An 18391-nucleotide genomic window follows, 5' to 3' on the forward strand; every position below is an offset into this window, starting at 1 on the left:
AAAACAATGGGAGCACAACTTCGGGTCTACCGGCAGAAGATCAAATCTGCCCAGACGACCAAGAAGATCACGAAGGCGATGGAGCTCATCGCCGCATCGCGCATCCAGAAAGCACAGCAGCGTGTTGCGGCCTCCGGACCGTATTCGCGCGCGGTGACCCGGGCGGTGTCGGCGCTCGCCAGTTACTCCAATGTCGATCACGTGCTCACGACGGAGCCGGAAAAGGTCGAACGGGCGGCGATCCTGATCTTCTCGTCCGACCGGGGTCTGGCCGGCGCGTTCAACACGAACGTCGTCAGGGAGGCGGGAGAGCTCGCCGCGCGACTGCGTTCGGAGGGCAAGGACGTCGTCCACTACCTGGTGGGCAGGAAGGCGATCGCGTACTTCAATTTCCGCAAGCGCCCGATCGAGCAGTACTGGGTCGGCGGAACGGACAACCCCGAGTCGTCCACAGCCCACGAGATCGGCGAGGCGCTCGTCGCGCGCTTCCTTCAGCCGGCATCCGAGGGCGGGGTCGACGAGATCCACATCGTCTACAACCGTTTCGTGAGCATGCTCACGCAGGTTCCCGAGGTCGTTCGCCTGCTTCCCCTGGAGGTCGTCGAGGGCGTCGAGGAGCCGGGGGACCGCACGGTCCTACCGCTCTACGAGTTCGAGCCGGATGTCGACGACGTGCTGGATGCGCTGCTTCCGGTCTACATCGAGAGCCGCCTCTTCAACGCGATGCTCCAGTCGGCGGCCAGTAAGCACGCGGCGACCCAGAAGGCGATGAAGTCGGCGAGCGACAACGCGGACAAGCTCATCAAGGACTACACGAGACTGGCCAACAACGCGCGCCAGTCCGAGATCACCCAGCAGATTTCCGAGATCGTGGGCGGCGCAGACGCCCTCGCCTCGGCGAAGTAGCCAACAGGAGAAACAGGATAGCCATGACGACGACAGCTCCGGCCCCAAAGAAGCCAGCAGCAGGGAAGCCAGCAGCGAAGAAGCCCGCCGCACGCAAGAGCGCTGCCGCGAAGGACCAGGCGGCACAGGGTCAGCCGACGAAGCCAGGCGGCGTGGGGCGCATCTCCCGTGTCACCGGGCCGGTGGTGGACATCGAGTTCCCGCACGACGCGATACCGGACATGTACAACGCGCTCAAGACGACCATCACCATCCGTGACGAGGCGAACGAGATCACACTGGAGGTGGCGCAGCACCTCGGTGACGATGTCGTCCGCGCCATCTCGCTCAAGCCTACGGATGGCCTGGTTCGTGGCCAGGAGGTCCGCGACACGGGCGCGCCCATCTCCGTCCCCGTCGGTGACGTCACCAAGGGCAAGGTGTTCAACGTGATCGGCGAGATCCTGAACGCCGCGCCCGGCGAGAAGATCGAGATCACCGAGCGCTGGCCGATCCACCGCAAGCCGCCGGCGTTCGACCAGCTCGAGTCCAAGACCCAGCTGTTCGAGACCGGCATCAAGGTCATCGACCTGCTCACCCCGTACGTACTCGGTGGCAAAATCGGACTGTTCGGCGGTGCCGGTGTCGGCAAGACCGTCCTCATCCAGGAGATGATCCAGCGCGTTGCGCAGGACCACGGTGGTGTCTCGGTATTCGCCGGTGTCGGTGAGCGTACCCGTGAGGGCAACGACCTCATCCACGAGATGGAGGAGGCGGGCGTCTTCGATAAGACCGCGCTCGTCTTCGGCCAGATGGACGAGCCGCCGGGCACGCGACTTCGCGTCGCGCTCTCCGCCCTCACGATGGCGGAGTACTTCCGCGACGTGCAGAAGCAGGATGTGCTGCTCTTCATCGACAACATCTTCCGGTTCACGCAGGCGGGCTCCGAGGTGTCGACCCTCCTCGGGCGCATGCCTTCCGCGGTCGGTTACCAGCCGAACCTCGCGGACGAGATGGGCATCCTGCAGGAGCGCATCACCTCGACGCGTGGTCACTCGATCACCTCGCTTCAGGCGATCTACGTCCCGGCCGACGACTACACCGACCCCGCCCCGGCGACCACCTTCGCCCACCTCGACGCGACCACGGAGCTCAGCCGCGAGATCGCCTCGAAGGGTCTCTACCCTGCGGTCGATCCGCTCACCTCGACGAGCCGCATCCTCGACCCCCGCTACCTCGGCGAGGACCACTACCGGGTCGCGACGACGGTCAAGCAGATCCTCCAGAAGAACAAGGAACTGCAGGAGATCATCGCGATCCTCGGTGTCGACGAGCTCTCCGAAGAGGACAAGATCACCGTCTCGCGGGCTCGCCGCATCCAGCAGTTCCTCTCCCAGAACACCTACATGGCGAAGAAGTTCACCGGCGTCGAGGGGTCGACGGTTCCGCTCAAGGACACGATCGAGTCATTCGACGCGATCTGCCGCGGTGATTTCGACAGCGTCGCCGAGCAGGCGTTCTTCAACGTCGGTTCGATCTCGGATGTCGAGGAGCGCTGGGCGCAGATCCAGAAGGAGAACGGCTGACATGGCCCTTCTCAACGTGAGCGTCGTCTCGGCCGACCACGAGGTGTGGTCGGGCGAGGCTCGTCAGATCGTGGCCAAGACCCTGATCGGCGAGATCGGGATCCTGGCCGGGCATGAGCCCGTGCTGGCGATTCTCGACGTTGGCGAAGTGCGCATCACCCTCGAAGACGGCAAAGTCGTGAGGGCGCGCGCCGAAGACGGTTTTCTGTCCGTCGAGCACGACATGGTCACCGTGGTCGCGCGTGCCGCTGAATTAGTGCACGCCGACTCTTCCACGCATTAGTGCACCTCCTTCTTCCTCCCTCGGAGACCAAACGCGACGGGGGAGTCGAGGGCAGCGCACTCGACCTGGGCGCTCTGGGATTTCCCGCACTGAACCCGGTGCGCCGGCGTATGCTCGCCGCAGTTCGCTCGCTGTCGAGCAATCGAGTGAAGGCTGCTGCGGCGTTGAAACTCGGGGCGACCCAACTGTTCGAGATCGACCGGAACCGGGCGCTGCGCCGCTCACCCGTCATGGCCGCGATGGATCGCTACACGGGAGTTCTCTACGAGGCGCTGGATGCCGCGACGCTTCCTGCGGCTTCGCGCGGCTTCGCGGAGGCGCACGTCGTCATCCACTCCGCGCTCTTCGGACTGGTGCGGGCGACCGATCCGATCCCCGCATACCGGCTTTCGCACGACTCATCGCTTCCCGCGCATCCGCTCGGCCGGAACTGGCGAGGGCCGCTTGTCGCCGAGCTGGAGAAGCTGGCTGGGAGCCAGACAGGGCCGGGGCTCATCCTCGATCTGCGTTCGGAGTCGTACGTCGCACTCGGACGAGCGCCGGAGCACGCGCTGTTCCTGCGGGTCGTCACCGAGGAAGTCGGTGGTGCGCGACGAGCACTCAATCACTTCAACAAGAAGGGCAAAGGCGAGTTCGTGCGCGCGCTGCTGCTCGCCGAGACCGACCACGTGGATGTTGATTCGCTTCTTCGTTGGGCCACGGCAGCGGGCATCCGCCTCGAGAGAGGCGAACCGGGGGAGCTGCAGCTCGTGGTGTGAGCCGCCGACAGCCGAAGGGTCATGCGGCGAGCAGGATTCCTTCGTGTTCGAGAAGCCAGAGCTTGGTCGGAATGCCGTTGCCACCGCTGTATCCGGTCACACGGCCATCCGAACCGAGAACGCGGTGGCAGGGGACGATGATCGGGATCGGATTCGCGCCGATGGCCCCACCGACGGCGCGCCCCGCAGTCGCCCGACCGGTCCCGAGGCCCAGTTCGCCATAGGTCGTGACCTCGCCCCACTCGAGCGCGGAGAGCTGGTCCCAGATGGAGTGCTGGAACGCGGTTCCGCGGGCGGCGAGGGCGAGGGAGAAGGAGCGGCGCCGGCCGGCGAAGTACTCATCGAGCTGGCGGGCAGCGCGGTCGAGCACGCGATTTGATTTCTCGGGTGTGGACTCGAAGGGGAGGTGGCCGTCCTTCGCAATCGAGAGGGAGGTGATGGCCTTGCCGTCGCTCGTGAGTTCGAGGCGACCGAGGGGGCTGTCGATCCGGCGGAGCCAGGCGGGGGAAGTGGGGTTCGGCATTCTTCGACGTTACGCCCTCGCGGTGACACGTCGACCGCCGGAGTGGCCGGATGGTGGAGGACGAAGCGAATGCCGCGCTGTGCAGGAGTGGATAGCGTAGGAGCATGACAGAGCCGAATTCCGAGACCGCGACCAACCCCATCCACTACCGCAACCTGGGGCCGTCCGGCCTGCGGGTTTCCACGATCGGGCTCGGCTGCAACAATCTCGGCCGGGCCGGAACGGTGACCGAAACCCAGGAGGGAACGGATGCCGTTATCGGCGCCGCGATCGACGCGGGGCTCACCCTCTTCGACACGGCCGACATCTACGGCAAGGAGCGCGGGCTGAGCGAAACCCTGCTCGGTAACTCCCTCAAGGGTCGGCGAGGCGACATCGTGCTCGCGACCAAGTTCGGGATGGGCATGGCCGGCGCCAATGGCCCTGACTGGGGCGCCCGTGGATCGCGCCGCTACATCCGGCTCGCCGTCGAAGCGTCACTGAGGCGCCTGCAGACGGAGTGGATCGACCTCTACCAGTTGCATGCTCCCGATCCGCTCACGCCGATCGAAGAGACGCTCGCGACGCTCGACGACCTCGTCGCCGAGGGCAAGATCCGGTACTTCGGCCATTCGAACCTCGCCGGCTGGCAGATCGCCGAGGCGGAGTTCACGGCGCGGCTCGGCGCGCATCCGCGATTCGTGTCGGCGCAGAACGAGTACAGCCTGCTCGCGCGTGGCGTCGAGGCGGAGGTGCTGCCCGCGGTGCGCCAGTACGGCCTCGGCTTCCTGCCGTTCTTCCCGCTGCACAACGGCATCCTGACCGGCAAGTACACGCGGGAAGGAGGACCTGCGGGTTCGCGGGTCATGGGGGAGAAGCGCTATCTCATGGAGCGGGTGGATTGGGACGCCGTCGAGCGTTTCCAGGCGTTCTGCGACGAGCGTGAAGTGACGATGCTCGAAGCGGCGTTCGGCTGGCTTCTCGCCCAGCCGAACCTCACGAGCGTCATCGCCGGGGCGACGACTCCGGAGCAGGTGCGTCAGAACGTTGCGGCGGCGTCGGCGTGGGTTCCGGACGCCACGGCGCTCGCCGAGATCGACACGATCTTCGCTCCCTGACTGCCAGGGCCAGACTGCTAAGGAACGAGAAGCACGACCTTGCCGAGTCCGTGGCCGGTTTCGGCGTCCTCGAACGCTGCGACGACATCCGACAGCTGGTAGGTGCCCCTGATCGGAATGACGAGCTCGCCGTCTGCGGCCTGTCGTGCGAACTCGGCGAGCTCCGCCGAGGTCTTCTTGCCGCCGCCGACCCCGTTAACGCCGAGCTCATCAATCGCGCCGCGGTCGGCGACCGTGTTGATGCGCTCCGGCGGGATACCGAGCGCGAGCGCAATCCGGATGGCGTTCCCGCCGATCGTGTCGAGGGCCGCCGTGTAGTCGCCCGGCACCGCAGCGCGCAGGCGCTCGAGCTCGCTCGTACCGCCGGGGATGTCGCCGTAAGCGACCGGGATGACCCCGAGCCCGCGCAGGAACTCGTGGTTGGCCTCGCTCGCCGTGCCGACGACGGTGGCCCCCGTCGCCTTCGCGAACTGCACCGTCACGATCCCGACGCCTCCGGCAGCCGCGGTCACGAGCACAGTATCGTCTGGTCCGAGCTCCAGCGAATCCACTGAACGCCGTGCGGTGTTGGCGACGAGTCCGATTCCAGCGGCGACGGCCCAGTCGAGCCCAGCCGGCTTCGCCGCGATCTGGCTTGCGGGTACGACGACGTATTCCGCCTGCGCGCCGCGGCCGATCCAGCCGAGCACTTCGTCGCCGACCGACCAGCCCGTCACGCCGGCGCCGACCTCGTCGATGACGCCGGCGAACTCGGCGCCCTGCAGCGAGGGGAGCTGATGGTTCGGGATGTAGCCGCCACGGCGAACTTTGAAGTCGAAGGGGTTGAGTCCGGCTGCGCGTACCGCGACGCGCACCTCGCCATCGCCGGCGTGCGGCTCCGGTACCTCGATGACCTCGAGCACCTCCGGACCGCCGTACTCGCTGTACCCGACCGCCTTCGACATGAAACCCCTTTACTCGTCGCCTTCGCGACGACCCTCCTTCGAGTCTAAGTCGGAAAGGTCGACCAGGCGTCGAGCATAAGCAACTCAAGTTGACAAACCAGAGTAAGCAACTAAAGTTGCCTGGATGGACGACGAACGCATTCTTCCCTTGGGGGAGCGAGCCGACGGGCTGGCTTCAGTCATTGCACTGCGCACGATGGCCGATCGCCTGGAAGACCTCGAGGTCGAACGCGCGATGCGTGAGGGCTGGTCCTGGTCTCAGGTCGCCGAGGCGCTCGGTGTGACCAGGCAGGCCGTTCACAAGAAGCACGGTCGCCGCCTCATCGACGCGGGTGTCGACCTGAGGAGGAGAAATGACTGAGCCGAGAAGTGCTTTCGGAACCGCGGTGAGCAGGGCCTTCCATGCGGCTCACGAGGAGGCTCGGCATCGTGGTGGCACCGTCGTCGAGGCGGAGCATCTCCTGCTCGCTCTCGCCGACGAGTCCAACGACACCTGCGGCTCTCTCCTGCGAGAGCACGGGCTCAGCCGGGAGGTGCTGACGGATGCGATCCGCAGGGAGCAGGTCCGATCGCTCGCCTATGCCGGAGTGGAGCCGTTGCCGGATGGGGACGTCGTCCTCGATCGCCGCCGCGGCCCTGTCCGGCTGGGGGCGTCGGCTCGCGCGGCGGTCCGGGCCGGAATGAAGGCGGCATCCGAAAAGCACCGTCCTCGGCGGGCAGCTGACCTGCTCGTAGGCATCTTCAGCGCCGAACTCGGTACCGTGCCGAGGGTGCTCGGCATCGCCGGTGTCGATCGGCTGCAACTCTTGTCCGCCCTCAACGAACACACCGCAAGCGGAGTTGCGGAGTGAGCACTCACTCAGTTACGCTTCCCCTCGTGCACATCACAGCCAATCCTTCATCGACGGGTGGTCGCGCGCGTCCGCTCTCCGTCGAAGACCGGCAGGCGATGATCATCGACGCGGTGATCCCGCTCCTCGCCGTGCACGGTCGCGACCTCACCTCGAAGCAGATCGCGGAGGCCGCAGGGGTCGCAGAAGGCACGATCTTCCGGGCATTCGGTGACAAGGATTCGCTCATCACAGCTGCCGTCGAACGCTTTCTCGATCCGGAGCCGATGCGTCGTGAGTTGCGGGCGATCGACCCATCGCTCGACCTGCATGCAAAGGTTCTCATGATCATCACGGTCATGCAGACGCGATTCAGCGAGATCTTTCGGATCATGGCGCTCGTCGGGCATGAGCGTCCGCCGCACCGGCACGAACGGAACACGTTCATCGATATCCTCACCGAGGTGCTCGGATCGGACCTCGAACACCTCAACTGGCCGGCCAGCCGCATCGCCCACATCATCCGGCTCATGAGCTTCGCCTCCGCCTTTCCCCAGCTCAATGACGGCATGGAGTTCACACCGGATGAGCTCACCACGATCGTGCTCCACGGCATCGCCGGCAGCCCACAGCATTCCCAGAACACGCACCCAACAGAAAGCCAGGACTAATCCGCATGTTGCTCAAGATTCTCGGCCGGTACCTGAAGCCGTACTGGCCCCTGCTGGTGGCGGTGGGCGTGTTCCAGCTCGCGCAGTCGCTCGCCTCGCTCTACCTGCCGAGCCTCAACGCCGACATCGTCGACAACGGGATTGCCAAGGGCGACGTGCCGCACATCTTCACCGTCGGCGTCATCATGCTCGGGATCACCGTGCTGCAGGTGGCCTGCGCGATCACCGCCGTCTATTTCGGCGCGAAGGTCGCGATGTCGCTCGGCCGCGACCTGCGGGGCGGCATCTTTCACACCGTGAGCGAGTTCTCCGAACGCGAGGTGTCCCAGTTCGGCGCTCCGTCACTCATCACGCGCACGACGAATGATGTCCAGCAGGTGCAGATGGTGGTCCTGATGACCTGCACGCTCTTCGTCTCCGCGCCCATGCTCGCGATCGGCGGCGTCATCATGGCTCTGCAGCAGGATGTCGGCCTCTCCTGGCTCATGGCCGTGAGCATCCCCGTCCTCCTGGTTGCCGTCGGCGGGATCATGAGCCGGATGGTTCCGCTCTTCCGCCTCATGCAGAAGCGGATCGACAAGGTCAACCTCGTGCTGCGCGAACAGCTCACCGGCATCCGGGTCATCCGCGCCTTCGTTCGGGAACGCCACGAGACGGATCGCTTCGCGAGTGCCAACGCGGACCTCACCGAGACGGCGGTGAGCGCCGGTCGTCTGTTCGCCCTCATGTTCCCCGTCGTCATGCTCGTCATGAACGTCTCGAGCGTCGCCGTCATCTGGTTCGGCGGCATCCGGGTGGGGGAGGGCGACATCCAGGTCGGTACGCTCATGGCGTTCCTCCAGTACCTCATCCAGATCCTCATGGGTGTCATGATGGCCACGTTCATGGGCATCCTGCTCCCGCGTGCGGCGGTGAGCGCCGACCGCATCGGCGAGGTTCTCGAGACGAAGACCTCGGTCGTCATGCCGAAGAACCCGGTGACCGAGGTCACCGAGGTCGGCACGGTCGAGTTCCTCGACGCGACGTTCCAGTATCCGGGAGCGGAGGAGCCGGTCCTCAAGAACCTCACCTTCGCCGCCAGGCCGGGCAGGACGACGGCGATCATCGGCAGCACCGGCTCCGGCAAGACGACGCTTGTGAACCTGCTGCCGCGACTCTTCGACGTCACAGGGGGATCGGTGCTCGTCGACGGCGTGGACGTCCGGGAGCTCGACCCCGACCTGCTGTGGAGTCTCATCGGCCTCGTTCCGCAGAAGCCGTACCTGTTCTCCGGAACCGTCGCGAGCAACCTGCGCTACGGCAAACCGGATGCGACCGACGAGGAGCTGTGGGAAGCCCTCGACATCGCCCAGGCCAAGGACTTCGTCCTCGAGATGGAGAACGGCCTCGACGCCGAAATCTCGCAGGGGGGCACGAACGTGTCCGGTGGGCAGCGCCAGCGCCTCGCGATCGCGAGGGCGCTCGTGAAGAAGCCGGAGATCTACGTGTTCGACGACTCCTTCTCCGCGCTCGACACCGGCACCGACGCGAGACTCCGGCATGCACTGGCCCGAAAGGTTCACGGCGCGACGATGATCATCGTGGCCCAGCGGGTGTCGACGATCATCGACGCCGACCAGATCATCGTGCTCGAGAACGGCGAGATCGTCGGAATCGGCACCCACGAAGAATTGAATGAGAGCAATACGACGTACGCGGAGATCGTGTCATCGCAGCTCACGGCGGAGGAAGCACTATGAGCGACGACAAGAACGGCCAGCAGGCGGCGACGGCTCGCCCGCCGGTACGCCGTGGGCCCGGCGGGCACGGACCGTTCGGAGGTATGGGCATGCCCGCCGAGAAGTCGATGAACTTCGGTCCGTCGGCCAAGCGCCTGATCGGACGCCTGCGTCCGGAATGGTTCGGGATCATCTGGGTGCTCCTGCTCGCCGTTGCGAGCGTGGCGATGACGGTGATCGGGCCGAAACTGCTCGGCAACGGCACGACGCTGATCTTCGAGGGAGCATTCTCTCAGTCGCTGCCGGCCGGTGTCACCAAGGCGCAGCTCATCGCCGGTCTTCGGGCGCAGGGCGAGGATGGCAAGGCGGATCTACTGAGCGGAATGCACCTCACGCCGGGAGTCGGTATCGACTTCCACGCGCTGTCGATGATTCTCATCTGGGTGCTTGCCCTCTACATCCTGTCGTCGGTGTTCGGATGGCTGCAGGCCTACGTGCTCAACGACGTCGTGCAGCGCACGGTGTACCGGCTTCGCGAGGACATCGAGGCGAAGGTCAATCGCCTTCCGCTCAGCTACTTCGACAAGACTCCGCGCGGTGAGCTGCTCAGTCGTACGACGAACGACGTGGACAACATCTCGCAGAGCCTTCAGCAGACGCTGAGTCAGATCGTCACCTCCCTCCTGATGGTGGTCGGCGTTCTGCTCATGATGCTTCTCACATCGCCTCTGCTGACGGTCATCGCGCTCGTGACGATCCCGCTCACGATCGGCATCACGATGGTGATCGCGAAGCGCTCCCAGAAGATGTTCGTGGCCCAGTGGAAGAACACTGGCGAGCTGAACGCGCAGATCGAGGAGAACTTCACCGGTCACGCACTCGTCAAGGTCTTCGGCCGCCAGAAGGAGGTCGCCACCGTCTTCGGCGACAAGAACGAGGAGCTCTACCAGGCAAGCTTCGGCGCACAGTTCGTCTCGGGCATCATCATGCCGTCGATGATGTTCGTCGGTAACCTCGTCTACGTCGCGATCGCCGTCGTCGGCGGACTCCAGGTGGCGAGCGGCGCCATGCGGATCGGCGACATCCAGGCCTTCATCCAGTACTCACGCCAGTTCACCCAGCCGCTCACCCAGCTCGGCAGCATGGCGAACCTCCTGCAGTCGGGCGTGGCCTCGGCCGAGCGCGTGTTCGAGCTGCTGGACGCCGACGAGCAGAGTGCGGATGCCGAACCGGCCTCGTCGCCGGCCGCCACGAGCGGCCGTCTCGAATTCGATGACGTCTCCTTCCGCTACACCGAGGACAAGCCGCTCATCGAGCAGGTGAACCTCGTCGCACAACCCGGGCACACGATCGCGATCGTCGGGCCGACCGGCGCGGGCAAGACGACGCTCGTGAACCTCATCATGCGGTTCTACGAGCTGAATTCAGGCCGCATCACGCTCGACGGCGTCGACATCGCCACCATGACGCGCGACGACCTGCGAACGCGCATCGGCATGGTGCTCCAGGACACCTGGCTGTTCGGAGGCACCATTCGCGAGAACATCGCCTACGGCCGCCCGGATGCCACCGAGGAGGAGATCGTCGACGCCGCGACCGCGACGTACGTCGACCGCTTCGTGCGCACGCTGCCGGACGGGTACGACACCATGCTCGACGACGAGGCATCGAACGTGAGCGCGGGCGAGAAGCAACTGCTCACGATTGCGCGGGCTTTCCTTGCACGCCCCAGCGTCCTCATCCTGGACGAGGCGACGAGCTCGGTCGACACGCGCACGGAGGTGCTCGTGCAGCACGCCATGGCGGCGCTGCGCAGCGATCGCACGAGCTTCGTGATCGCGCACCGCCTCTCGACGATCCGCGACGCCGACCTCATCCTCGTGATGGAGAACGGTCAGATCGTCGAGCAGGGGAGCCACACGGAGCTGCTCGAGGCGGATGGCGCCTACGCGCGACTTTACGACGCGCAGTTCGCGGGGCCGATCCTGACGGATGAGGAGTTGGTCGAGGAGGCGTAGAAGGGTCTCGTCAACCGCCGACGAGCGGCGACATGATCCTCGCGGCGAGCGATGGGCGGCGCGTGACGCGTTCCTCGAGGTCGGCGATGTCCATGGCGAGAAGGCCGAGGTTCGCTCCGATGAAGCGCAGCGGCTCCGGTTCCCAGTTGCGCGAGCGGTGGTTCACCCAGGGCAACTCCACGAGCTCGGAGTCGGCGCTCGTCACCAGGTCGGCGATGGTCCTGCCGGCGAGGTTCGTCGTGCTCAGGCCGTCTCCGACGTAGCCACCCGCCCAGATGACTCCGGATGCCGCATCATGGTCGACCGCTGCGTGCCAGTCGCGAGGAACGCCGATCGGGCCGCCCCAGCGGTGGGTGACCGCGGCATCCGCGACCTGGGGGAACAACTCGCCGAGCGTGCGCCGCAGGTGCTCGAAGACGCGCGGAACGCGGTCGTATTCCGCGCGGAGCGCACTGCCCCAGTGGTATCGCGCCCCGCGCCCTCCGAACGCGAACCGGTTATCCGCGGTGCGCTGTCCGTAGATGAGCAGGTGGCGGAAGTCGCTGAACGTGTGGCCGTGATCGATCCCGAGCTCGTCCCACACGGCATCCGGAAGCGGTTCGGTGGCGATCATGAGCGAGTACAGCGGCAGGACGCGGCGGTGCGTCTGCCGGAAGCTCGCGCCGAAGCCCTCGGTGGCGATGACGATCGAGCCCGCCGTCACGGTGCCGCGGTTGGTCGTGACCCGACCCTGCTCCCAGGCGAGGACCTCGGTCTCCTCGAAGACGGTGCCTCCGAGCGACTCGACGACGCGCGCGAGCCCGCGCACGAGCTTGCCGGGATGAAGGCGGGCGCAGGCGGGTTCGAGAATCGTTGCCATGGTGCCCGCAGGGCCCGGTTTCGATACGTCCTGCGGGCTGCTCAACCAGCGAACCTGGTCGACGCCGTAGTGCTCGGCCTCAGCAACTTCGGCCGTCGCGCGAGCGAGTTGGGGTTTCGATCGAGCGAACAGCAGCGTGCCGCTCTTCGCGAAATCGCAGTCGATACCTTCCGCCTGCGCGACCCGTCCGACTTCGTCGACGGTGTCGATCATGGCGCGGCGCATGGCCAGGGCCGCATCGAGTCCGTGGCGGCGTTCGAGCGCCGCCGTCGACGCGGGGAAGAGCGCAGAGCACCAGCCGCCGTTGCGACCGGATGCGCCGAACCCCGCGATCTCCTTCTCGAGCACCGCCACTCGCAGGCCGGGGGAGCGCTTGAGCAGGTAGTACGCACTCCACAGCCCCGTGAGCCCGCCGCCGACGATCGCGACGTCGAACTCGCGGTCGCCGGGTAGAGCGGGTCGCGGAAGCAGTTCGTCCGCACCCGATTCCACCATCGAGTCGAGCCAGAAGCTCACGCCTCGATAGTCGTCCGCCCGGCCCATTGCCGCGCGGTCTAGAGCCGCGACCACGCCTCGGTCAGCACGCTGCGAAGGATGCCCTCGATCTCGTCGAACTCCGCCGGGCCGATCGTGAGCGGCGGGGCGAGCTGGACGACGGGGTCTCCCCGGTCATCAGCGCGGCAGTACAGCCCAGCGTCGAAGAGCGCCTTGGAGAGGAACCCGCGCAGGAGTCGCTCGGACTCGTCGTCCGTGAAGGTCTCCTTGGTGGCCTTGTCCTTCACGAGCTCGATGCCGAAGAAGTAACCGTCGCCGCGCACGTCGCCGACGATCGGCAGGTCCATGAGCTTCTCGAGTGTCGCGCGGAAGATCGGCGAGTTCTCGCGAACCCGTTCGTTGAGCTTCTCCTCCGCCATGATGTCGAGGTTCTCCAGGGCCACGGCGGAGGACACCGGGTGTCCGCCCCACGTGTAGCCGTGGTAGAACGTCGTGTCGCCGTGCTTGAACGGCTCGTAGATGCGCTCGTTCACGATCGTCGCTCCGGCGGGCGAGTAGCCGCTCGTCATGCCCTTCGCACAGGTGATCATGTCCGGCACGAAGTCGTAGGTCGTCGAGGCGAAGGTGTTGCCGATGCGTCCGAACCCGGTGATGACCTCGTCGGCCACGAGCAGCACGTCGTACTTGTCGCAGATCTCGCGGACGCGCTGGAAGTATCCGGGGGGTGGCGGGAAGCATCCGCCCGAGTTCTGCACGGGTTCGAGGAAGACAGCAGCGACCGTCTCCGGCCCCTCGAACTCGATCATCTCCTCGATGCGGTTCGCCGCCCACAGGCCGAAGGCCTCTGGTGAGCTCCCCGTGAAGCCGGCCTCGTCCGCACGGTAGTAGTTCGTGTTGGGCACGCGGAACCCGCCCGGCGTCACGGGCTCGAACATCTCCTTCATGCCGGGGATGCCGGTGATGGCCAGCGCTCCCTGCGGCGTCCCGTGGTACGCGATGAAGCGGGAGATCACCTTGTGTTTGGTGCCGCGTCCCTGCAGCTTCCAGAAGTACTTGGCGAGCTTGAACGCGGTCTCGTTGGCCTCGCCACCACCGGAGGAGAAGAACACGCGATTGAGGTCGCCGGGGGCCTCAGCCGCGAGGCGGTCGGCGAGTTCGATGGCGGTGGGGTGCGCATACGACCAGGTGGGGAAGAACGCGAGTTCCTCCGCCTGCTTCGCCGCTGCCTCCGCCAGGCGACGCCGGCCGTGGCCGACGTTGACGACGAACAGGCCGCTCAGCCCGTCGAAGTACTTCTTGCCCTTGCTGTCCCAGATGTGGTGGCCTTCTCCGCGCACGATGATGGGTACCCCTGCGCCGCTCTCCATGACGGATTGCCGTGCCATGGCCATCCAGAGGTGATCCTTGGCCTTCTGCTGCAGCTCGGCCTCGTTGAACGTGGTCGCCGGTGTCTCGAGCATTGTCATTTCTCTTACCTTGTTCCCCAGTTATAGAACTGTTTCTGAAGTTTGAGATACACGAACGTCTCGGTGGATTGCACACCGGGAATGCTCCTGATCTCCTTGTTGAGCAGATTGATGAGGTCTTCGTCGTTCTCGCACACGATCTCCGCGAGGATGTCGAAGGTGCCCGCCGTGAGCACGACGTAGTCGATGGCGGCCACGCGCGCGAGCCGATCTGCGATGGCCGTCGTATCGCCGGTCACCCGAATTCCGATCATCGCCTGCCGGTAGAAGCCGAGCTGCATGGGGTCGGTGACCGCGACGACCTGCATGACGCCGGAGTCCGTCAACTTCTGCACCCGCTGGCGGACGGCGGCCTCGCTCAGGCCCACGGCTTTGCCGATCTCCGCATAGGAGCGTCGGCCATCCGACTGCAACTGTTCGATAATCGCCTTCGACACGGCATCGAGCTGCATTGGCTTCCCATTGGCGCTCATGTAACGATTCTGTCAGTCGAATCGTGTTCTGACAAGCGAATCCGCATCCACGCGCGCCCTGAACAACGAAATCGGTGGAACGCCCGTGTCCTCGTCGCGGTGATGCCAGTGTGCGACGATGGACGAGTGCAGAGTACGCCTCCCCGCAGCAGTACCTACACTGCGAGCGTTCGCGTCGTGGCCATGCTCATCGTCGGACTGGTCGCGGCCGTTGTCACCGGGCTCTTCGGCTCGTGGAGTTACTCGGTCATCGCCGGCTGGATCGCGGCAGCCGTGACGTACACGTCCTGGGTGTGGATCAGGGTCGGGAGGATGGGCGCCGAAGAGACCAGGGTTCACGCCACGAGAGAGGACCCGTCGAAGGGATTCGCGGATGTCCTGCTCGTCATCGCGAGTCTCTGCTCACTCGTGATAGTGGTGTTCGTCCTCATCGCGTCCGCGTCTCTCGGCGGAGCGGGACGCGCGGCGCTCGCCGGCCTCGCCATCGCCAGCGTTGCGCTCTCCTGGGTGCTCATCCACACCCTGTTCATGCTTCGGTACGCCTTCCTGTACTACGACGGGACCAGGGGAGGCGTTGACTTCAACCAGAAGGAACCGCCGGACTACGGCGATTTCGCGTATCTCGCGTTCACGATCGGGATGACTTACCAGGTGTCGGATACGTCGCTCGGCGGCAGGGACTTCCGCGTGACTGCGCTGCGCCACGCCCTCCTGTCCTATCTCTTCGGGGCAGTCATCCTCGCCACCGTCATCAACTTCGTCGCCGGTCTCGGGGGCTGAGCGACGTGGCGAGCGCTGGGCCAGAGGACTACGACGGCGAGAAGACGATCCTGGGAGCACCGCAGCCACCGCCCCTCATCGAACCGGGGACGGCGGAGGCCGACACCATTATCGTGACGAGGGCGGCACGGGACCCACGTGCCGATGCGGCTCCGCGGTCGCCGGCAGAGGCTGTGCCCCCGGTCGAGGTCGGCCCGGAGCGATTCGCACTGAGCATCGGAAGCCACGCGCCGATCCCGCTCGACGTGCCGGCGTATATCGGGCGTAGACCGAGCACACCGCGCATCACGGGCACGAGGATGCCCAGGCTCGTCATGGTCCCCTCGCCGTCCCGCGAAGTCTCCAGCACGCACGTCGAACTCCATCAGGAAGGAAGCGCTGTCGTCGTCACGGACCTCGGATCCACGAATGGGACGACGGTGACGAATCCGGGATTCGCGCCGCTCGGACTGCGGCAGGGCGAGTCGGTCGTTGTGGCTGCCGGCTCGGTGGTGGATATTGGGGATGGAATCCGGATCGTCATCGTGACCGATCCGACGTCGCTCCCAGGGGAAGGCGAAGCGTGACAGTTCTCGGTCACAGCACCGACCGCAGTGAGATACCGGTACCGGGAGCGAAGGGCTCCGCGGTGTCGCTGTCCTGGGGGGTCGCCACCGACACCGGTCACAAACGAGCGCACAACGAAGACAGTCTCGTGGCGGCGGGGACGATATTCGCCGTCGCCGACGGGATGGGCGGGCATGCGGCAGGGGATGTCGCGAGCGACGCCGTCGTCACTCGGCTCGCCGAGCTCGCCAACTCCGGCGTCGTCGACCCCGAGGCCATCGTCTCCGCGCTGCGTTCGGCGACGGTCGACATCTCCCACGCGATCGACGAGAGGGAACTCGGAGTCGGGACGACGGTGACCGGCGCGGCCATGACGAATCACGGCGGACATCCTTATTGGGTCGTCTTCAATGTGGGGGATTCGCGCCTCTACCTGTTCGAGCACAAGGTCCTCACCCAGATCACCGTCGACCATTCCGTCGTGCAGGAGCTCGTCACGGCGGGACTCATCACCTCCGCGGATGCCGAGAACCATCCGGACAGCAACGTCGTGACGAGGGCGGTCGGATTCAACGCCGAGCCGGTCCCAGACTTCTGGCTCGTTCCGGTCACGGCGGGCTCGCGCCTTCTCGTGTGTTCGGACGGGCTCACGCGGGAAGTGAGCGAGCTCCGGCTGCGCCTTCACCTGGCCGCGAGACTCAGTGCACGTGAGACAGCTCTCGCCCTCGTGGACGCCGCCCTCGCCGAGGGCGGGAGGGACAATGTCACGGCGATCGTCATCGATGTCGTCTCCGCCGAGAGCGGAAACGGCGGTGACATCCTCGACGACGGAGACACGGCCCCGGTACGCCGGGTCTCCGACACCTGAGCCGGCGGTGAAGGCCCTAGAAATGGGGCGGGAGAACTTGCTGGGAAGACTGTCATACTTGGCGCGAGTCCAGGACCCGTCTGCCTACAATGGACGCGGGCGGAGCGAGCGCTACCCGATGCGTCGTGCCCGCGAGTGAGTGAGCGAGGGGGCACCCATGGCGAGACGCTTGCCGTCGCAGCCTCCTGTGCTGCCGGGATTCTCCCACGTGCACATTCTCGGTTCCGGCGGCTTCGCCGATGTCTTCCTGTATGAACAGAACATGCCGCGGCGTCAGGTCGCGGTCAAGGTCATGTTGAGCGAGATCGTCAACGACCAGGTGCGTCAGATGTTCCAGGCCGAGGCCAACCTCATGGCGCAGTTGAGTGCGCATCCGTCGATCCTGACGGTGTACCAGGCGGGCGTCTCCGCCGACGGGCGACCGTACCTCGTCATGGAGTTGTGCTCGCCGTCGCTCAGCGAGCGGTACCGGCGCGAGCGGATCCCGGTCCCCGACATCCTCCAGATCGCGGTGCGGATCGGCAGTGCCGTGGAGACGGCGCACCGTGCCGGCGTCCTGCACAGGGACATCAAGCCGTCGAACATCCTGCTCACCGCGTACGGGCATCCTGTCCTCTCGGATTTCGGGATCGCATCGACGCTCAGCGAGTCCGACCACCGGGAGGCCGTCGGGATGTCGATCCCGTGGTCCGCTCCCGAGGTGCTCATGGATGAGACCTCCGGAAGTGTCGCATCGGAGGTCTGGTCGCTTGCTGCGACCGTCTATTCCCTGCTCGCGGGCAGATCGCCTTTCGAGGTCCCCGGCGAGTCCAACAAGTCCACCGACCTCATCGGTCGGATCAACCGCGCGAAGGTCCAGCCCATCGGGCGATCGGATGTCCCGGAGAGTCTTGAACACCTCCTGCGCAAGGCGATGTCCCGCAAACCGGACGGGCGGCCCTCGAGTGCCATGGAGTTCGTGCGGGGACTGCAGGCGATCGAATCGGAGCTCGGTGTCCCGCAGACGCCCGTCGAGGTGGCCGTCGACGACTGGGCGCTCGCGACGGTGGGAGACCTGGGCGACCGGACGAGGATCCGCGGAGTCGCCGGGGCGAACCAGCATGCGGCATCCCGACTGCGCAAACGGCGCAGGCTTGCTCAAAACGATTACGCGCCGGTCGGAACGGTCCTGCGGGAGACCGAACAATCGCAGCCCAGCGCGAACACGAAATCCACCTCGCGCGGGAAGGGCATGCAAGTGCTGGCCTGGTCGCTCGTCGTGAGTGCCGTGCTCGTCATCGCGCTCGGCGCGGTGGCCACGATCGTGCTCATTCGCAGCAACTCCGATCGCATTCCGAAGGTCACCGACATCCAGTCTCGCCAATCGATCGACTCGATCGAGTTCAGTTGGGCCGATCCGGGATTGCTGCCCGGCGACTCGTACCAGATCTCCACCAATCAGGGCACGTCGAGCAGTATCCAGCAGTCGACGACGTTCTCGGTGGATGCGAACCCCGGCGATCACGTGTGCATCACCGTGACGGTCAACCGCGAGGGGAAGACGGGCGATCCGAGCGGCGAGAAGTGCGTGGAGTTCGGCGGCTGATGGGTC

At 65.8% G+C, this 18391-nt stretch carries 19 protein-coding genes; 14 read left to right on the plus strand and 5 right to left on the minus strand.

Annotated elements, in window-relative coordinates; all coding sequences use genetic code 11:
- Positions 1–6 precede the first annotated feature (6 nt).
- The 4 genes from BKA04_RS11205 to BKA04_RS11220 are packed head-to-tail and all read left to right on the plus strand — an operon-like array spanning position 7 to position 3512.
- Positions 7–906: a F0F1 ATP synthase subunit gamma gene (locus BKA04_RS11205; RefSeq protein ID WP_104096490.1), complete on the plus strand. Its 900-nt coding sequence runs from the start codon at positions 7–9 to the stop codon at positions 904–906.
- Between the two features lie 23 nt (positions 907–929).
- Entirely contained in the window at positions 930–2471 is a 1542-nt protein-coding gene (gene atpD, locus BKA04_RS11210; RefSeq protein WP_221234078.1) for a F0F1 ATP synthase subunit beta, read from the plus strand.
- A 1-nt stretch (position 2472) separates the two neighbouring features.
- Positions 2473–2754 carry a F0F1 ATP synthase subunit epsilon gene (locus BKA04_RS11215; protein ID WP_104096491.1) on the plus strand — a complete coding sequence of 94 codons (282 nt, stop codon included), beginning with the start codon at positions 2473–2475 and terminating at the stop codon, positions 2752–2754.
- Positions 2754–3512, plus strand: coding sequence for a YaaA family protein (locus BKA04_RS11220; protein WP_104096492.1), 759 nt, complete (start codon positions 2754–2756; stop codon positions 3510–3512). Before BKA04_RS11215 ends, BKA04_RS11220 begins: the two co-directional genes overlap by 1 nt.
- 19 nt (positions 3513–3531) lie before the next feature.
- On the opposite strand, the gene BKA04_RS11225 is transcribed toward BKA04_RS11220, so the two are convergent.
- A complete protein-coding gene (locus BKA04_RS11225) occupies positions 3532–4035 on the minus strand; it encodes a methylated-DNA--[protein]-cysteine S-methyltransferase (RefSeq protein ID WP_104096493.1) in 504 nt (167 codons plus the stop codon).
- A 104-nt stretch (positions 4036–4139) separates the two neighbouring features.
- Between BKA04_RS11225 and BKA04_RS11230 the strand changes: the two genes are divergently transcribed.
- Positions 4140–5132: an aldo/keto reductase gene (locus tag BKA04_RS11230; protein WP_104096494.1), complete on the plus strand. Its 993-nt coding sequence runs from the start codon at positions 4140–4142 to the stop codon at positions 5130–5132.
- A gap of 17 nt (positions 5133–5149) precedes the next feature.
- On the opposite strand, the gene BKA04_RS11235 is transcribed toward BKA04_RS11230, so the two are convergent.
- Positions 5150–6076 carry an NADP-dependent oxidoreductase gene (locus tag BKA04_RS11235; protein ID WP_104096495.1) on the minus strand — a complete coding sequence of 309 codons (927 nt, stop codon included), beginning with the start codon at positions 6074–6076 and terminating at the stop codon, positions 5150–5152.
- Between the two features lie 124 nt (positions 6077–6200).
- Here BKA04_RS11235 and BKA04_RS11240 point away from each other — a divergent pair, with 124 nt between their 5' ends.
- From BKA04_RS11240 to BKA04_RS11260, 5 genes are read left to right on the plus strand one after another with little or no spacing between them, the layout of a single operon-like run.
- Entirely contained in the window at positions 6201–6437 is a 237-nt protein-coding gene (locus BKA04_RS11240; protein WP_104096496.1) for a hypothetical protein, read from the plus strand.
- Positions 6430–6927 (plus strand): Clp protease N-terminal domain-containing protein, encoded by a 498-nt coding sequence (locus tag BKA04_RS11245; RefSeq protein WP_104096497.1) that lies wholly within the window; start codon positions 6430–6432, stop codon positions 6925–6927. Before BKA04_RS11240 ends, BKA04_RS11245 begins: the two co-directional genes overlap by 8 nt.
- 26 nt (positions 6928–6953) lie before the next feature.
- A complete protein-coding gene (locus BKA04_RS11250; protein ID WP_232842042.1) occupies positions 6954–7577 on the plus strand; it encodes a TetR/AcrR family transcriptional regulator in 624 nt (207 codons plus the stop codon).
- Between the two features lie 5 nt (positions 7578–7582).
- A complete protein-coding gene (locus tag BKA04_RS11255) occupies positions 7583–9316 on the plus strand; it encodes an ABC transporter ATP-binding protein (RefSeq protein WP_104096499.1) in 1734 nt (577 codons plus the stop codon).
- Entirely contained in the window at positions 9313–11313 is a 2001-nt protein-coding gene (locus BKA04_RS11260; protein WP_104096500.1) for an ABC transporter ATP-binding protein, read from the plus strand. The genes BKA04_RS11255 and BKA04_RS11260 overlap by 4 nt, the downstream gene beginning before the upstream one ends.
- A 10-nt stretch (positions 11314–11323) precedes the next feature.
- Here the strand turns inward: BKA04_RS11260 and BKA04_RS11265 are convergent, their stop codons facing one another.
- The 3 genes from BKA04_RS11265 to BKA04_RS11275 are packed head-to-tail and all read right to left on the minus strand — an operon-like array spanning position 11324 to position 14606.
- Entirely contained in the window at positions 11324–12688 is a 1365-nt protein-coding gene (locus BKA04_RS11265; protein WP_232842043.1) for an NAD(P)/FAD-dependent oxidoreductase, read from the minus strand.
- A gap of 38 nt (positions 12689–12726) precedes the next feature.
- Entirely contained in the window at positions 12727–14133 is a 1407-nt protein-coding gene (locus tag BKA04_RS11270) for an aspartate aminotransferase family protein (RefSeq protein ID WP_104096502.1), read from the minus strand.
- A 5-nt stretch (positions 14134–14138) separates the two neighbouring features.
- Positions 14139–14606: an Lrp/AsnC family transcriptional regulator gene (locus BKA04_RS11275; RefSeq protein WP_104096503.1), complete on the minus strand. Its 468-nt coding sequence runs from the start codon at positions 14604–14606 to the stop codon at positions 14139–14141.
- Positions 14607–14732: 126 nt separating this feature from the next.
- Here BKA04_RS11275 and BKA04_RS11280 point away from each other — a divergent pair, with 126 nt between their 5' ends.
- From BKA04_RS11280 to BKA04_RS11295, 4 genes are all read left to right on the plus strand, one after another.
- Complete coding sequence (locus BKA04_RS11280) at positions 14733–15386, plus strand: DUF1345 domain-containing protein (RefSeq protein WP_232842044.1); 654 nt, start codon at positions 14733–14735, stop codon at positions 15384–15386.
- Positions 15387–15391: 5 nt separating this feature from the next.
- Positions 15392–15952 (plus strand): FHA domain-containing protein, encoded by a 561-nt coding sequence (locus BKA04_RS12315; RefSeq protein ID WP_232842045.1) that lies wholly within the window; start codon positions 15392–15394, stop codon positions 15950–15952.
- The gene (locus BKA04_RS11290; RefSeq protein ID WP_104096505.1) at positions 15949–16800 is read left to right on the plus strand and encodes a PP2C family protein-serine/threonine phosphatase; all 852 of its coding nucleotides are present in this window, start codon (positions 15949–15951) and stop codon (positions 16798–16800) included. Before BKA04_RS12315 ends, BKA04_RS11290 begins: the two co-directional genes overlap by 4 nt.
- A 157-nt stretch (positions 16801–16957) precedes the next feature.
- Positions 16958–18385: a serine/threonine-protein kinase gene (locus BKA04_RS11295; protein WP_104096506.1), complete on the plus strand. Its 1428-nt coding sequence runs from the start codon at positions 16958–16960 to the stop codon at positions 18383–18385.
- Positions 18386–18391: the final 6 nt, after the last annotated feature.

The sequence above is a fragment of the Terrimesophilobacter mesophilus genome (assembly GCF_014200375.1).
GTDB classification, from domain to species: Bacteria; Actinomycetota; Actinomycetes; order Actinomycetales; family Microbacteriaceae; genus Terrimesophilobacter; species Terrimesophilobacter mesophilus.

Coding starts and splice junctions, on each gene's coding strand:
- BKA04_RS11205 (WP_104096490.1), top strand. CDS start 7: ATGGGAGCACAACTTCGGGTCTACCGGCAGAAGATCAAATCTGCCCAG.
- atpD (WP_221234078.1), top strand. CDS start 930: ATGACGACGACAGCTCCGGCCCCAAAGAAGCCAGCAGCAGGGAAGCCA.
- BKA04_RS11215 (WP_104096491.1), top strand. CDS start 2,473: ATGGCCCTTCTCAACGTGAGCGTCGTCTCGGCCGACCACGAGGTGTGG.
- BKA04_RS11225 (WP_104096493.1), bottom strand. CDS start 4,035: ATGCCGAACCCCACTTCCCCCGCCTGGCTCCGCCGGATCGACAGCCCC.
- BKA04_RS11230 (WP_104096494.1), top strand. CDS start 4,140: ATGACAGAGCCGAATTCCGAGACCGCGACCAACCCCATCCACTACCGC.
- BKA04_RS11235 (WP_104096495.1), bottom strand. CDS start 6,076: ATGTCGAAGGCGGTCGGGTACAGCGAGTACGGCGGTCCGGAGGTGCTC.
- BKA04_RS11240 (WP_104096496.1), top strand. CDS start 6,201: ATGGACGACGAACGCATTCTTCCCTTGGGGGAGCGAGCCGACGGGCTG.
- BKA04_RS11245 (WP_104096497.1), top strand. CDS start 6,430: ATGACTGAGCCGAGAAGTGCTTTCGGAACCGCGGTGAGCAGGGCCTTC.
- BKA04_RS11255 (WP_104096499.1), top strand. CDS start 7,583: ATGTTGCTCAAGATTCTCGGCCGGTACCTGAAGCCGTACTGGCCCCTG.
- BKA04_RS11260 (WP_104096500.1), top strand. CDS start 9,313: ATGAGCGACGACAAGAACGGCCAGCAGGCGGCGACGGCTCGCCCGCCG.
- BKA04_RS11270 (WP_104096502.1), bottom strand. CDS start 14,133: ATGACAATGCTCGAGACACCGGCGACCACGTTCAACGAGGCCGAGCTG.
- BKA04_RS11275 (WP_104096503.1), bottom strand. CDS start 14,606: ATGAGCGCCAATGGGAAGCCAATGCAGCTCGATGCCGTGTCGAAGGCG.
- BKA04_RS11295 (WP_104096506.1), top strand. CDS start 16,958: ATGGCGAGACGCTTGCCGTCGCAGCCTCCTGTGCTGCCGGGATTCTCC.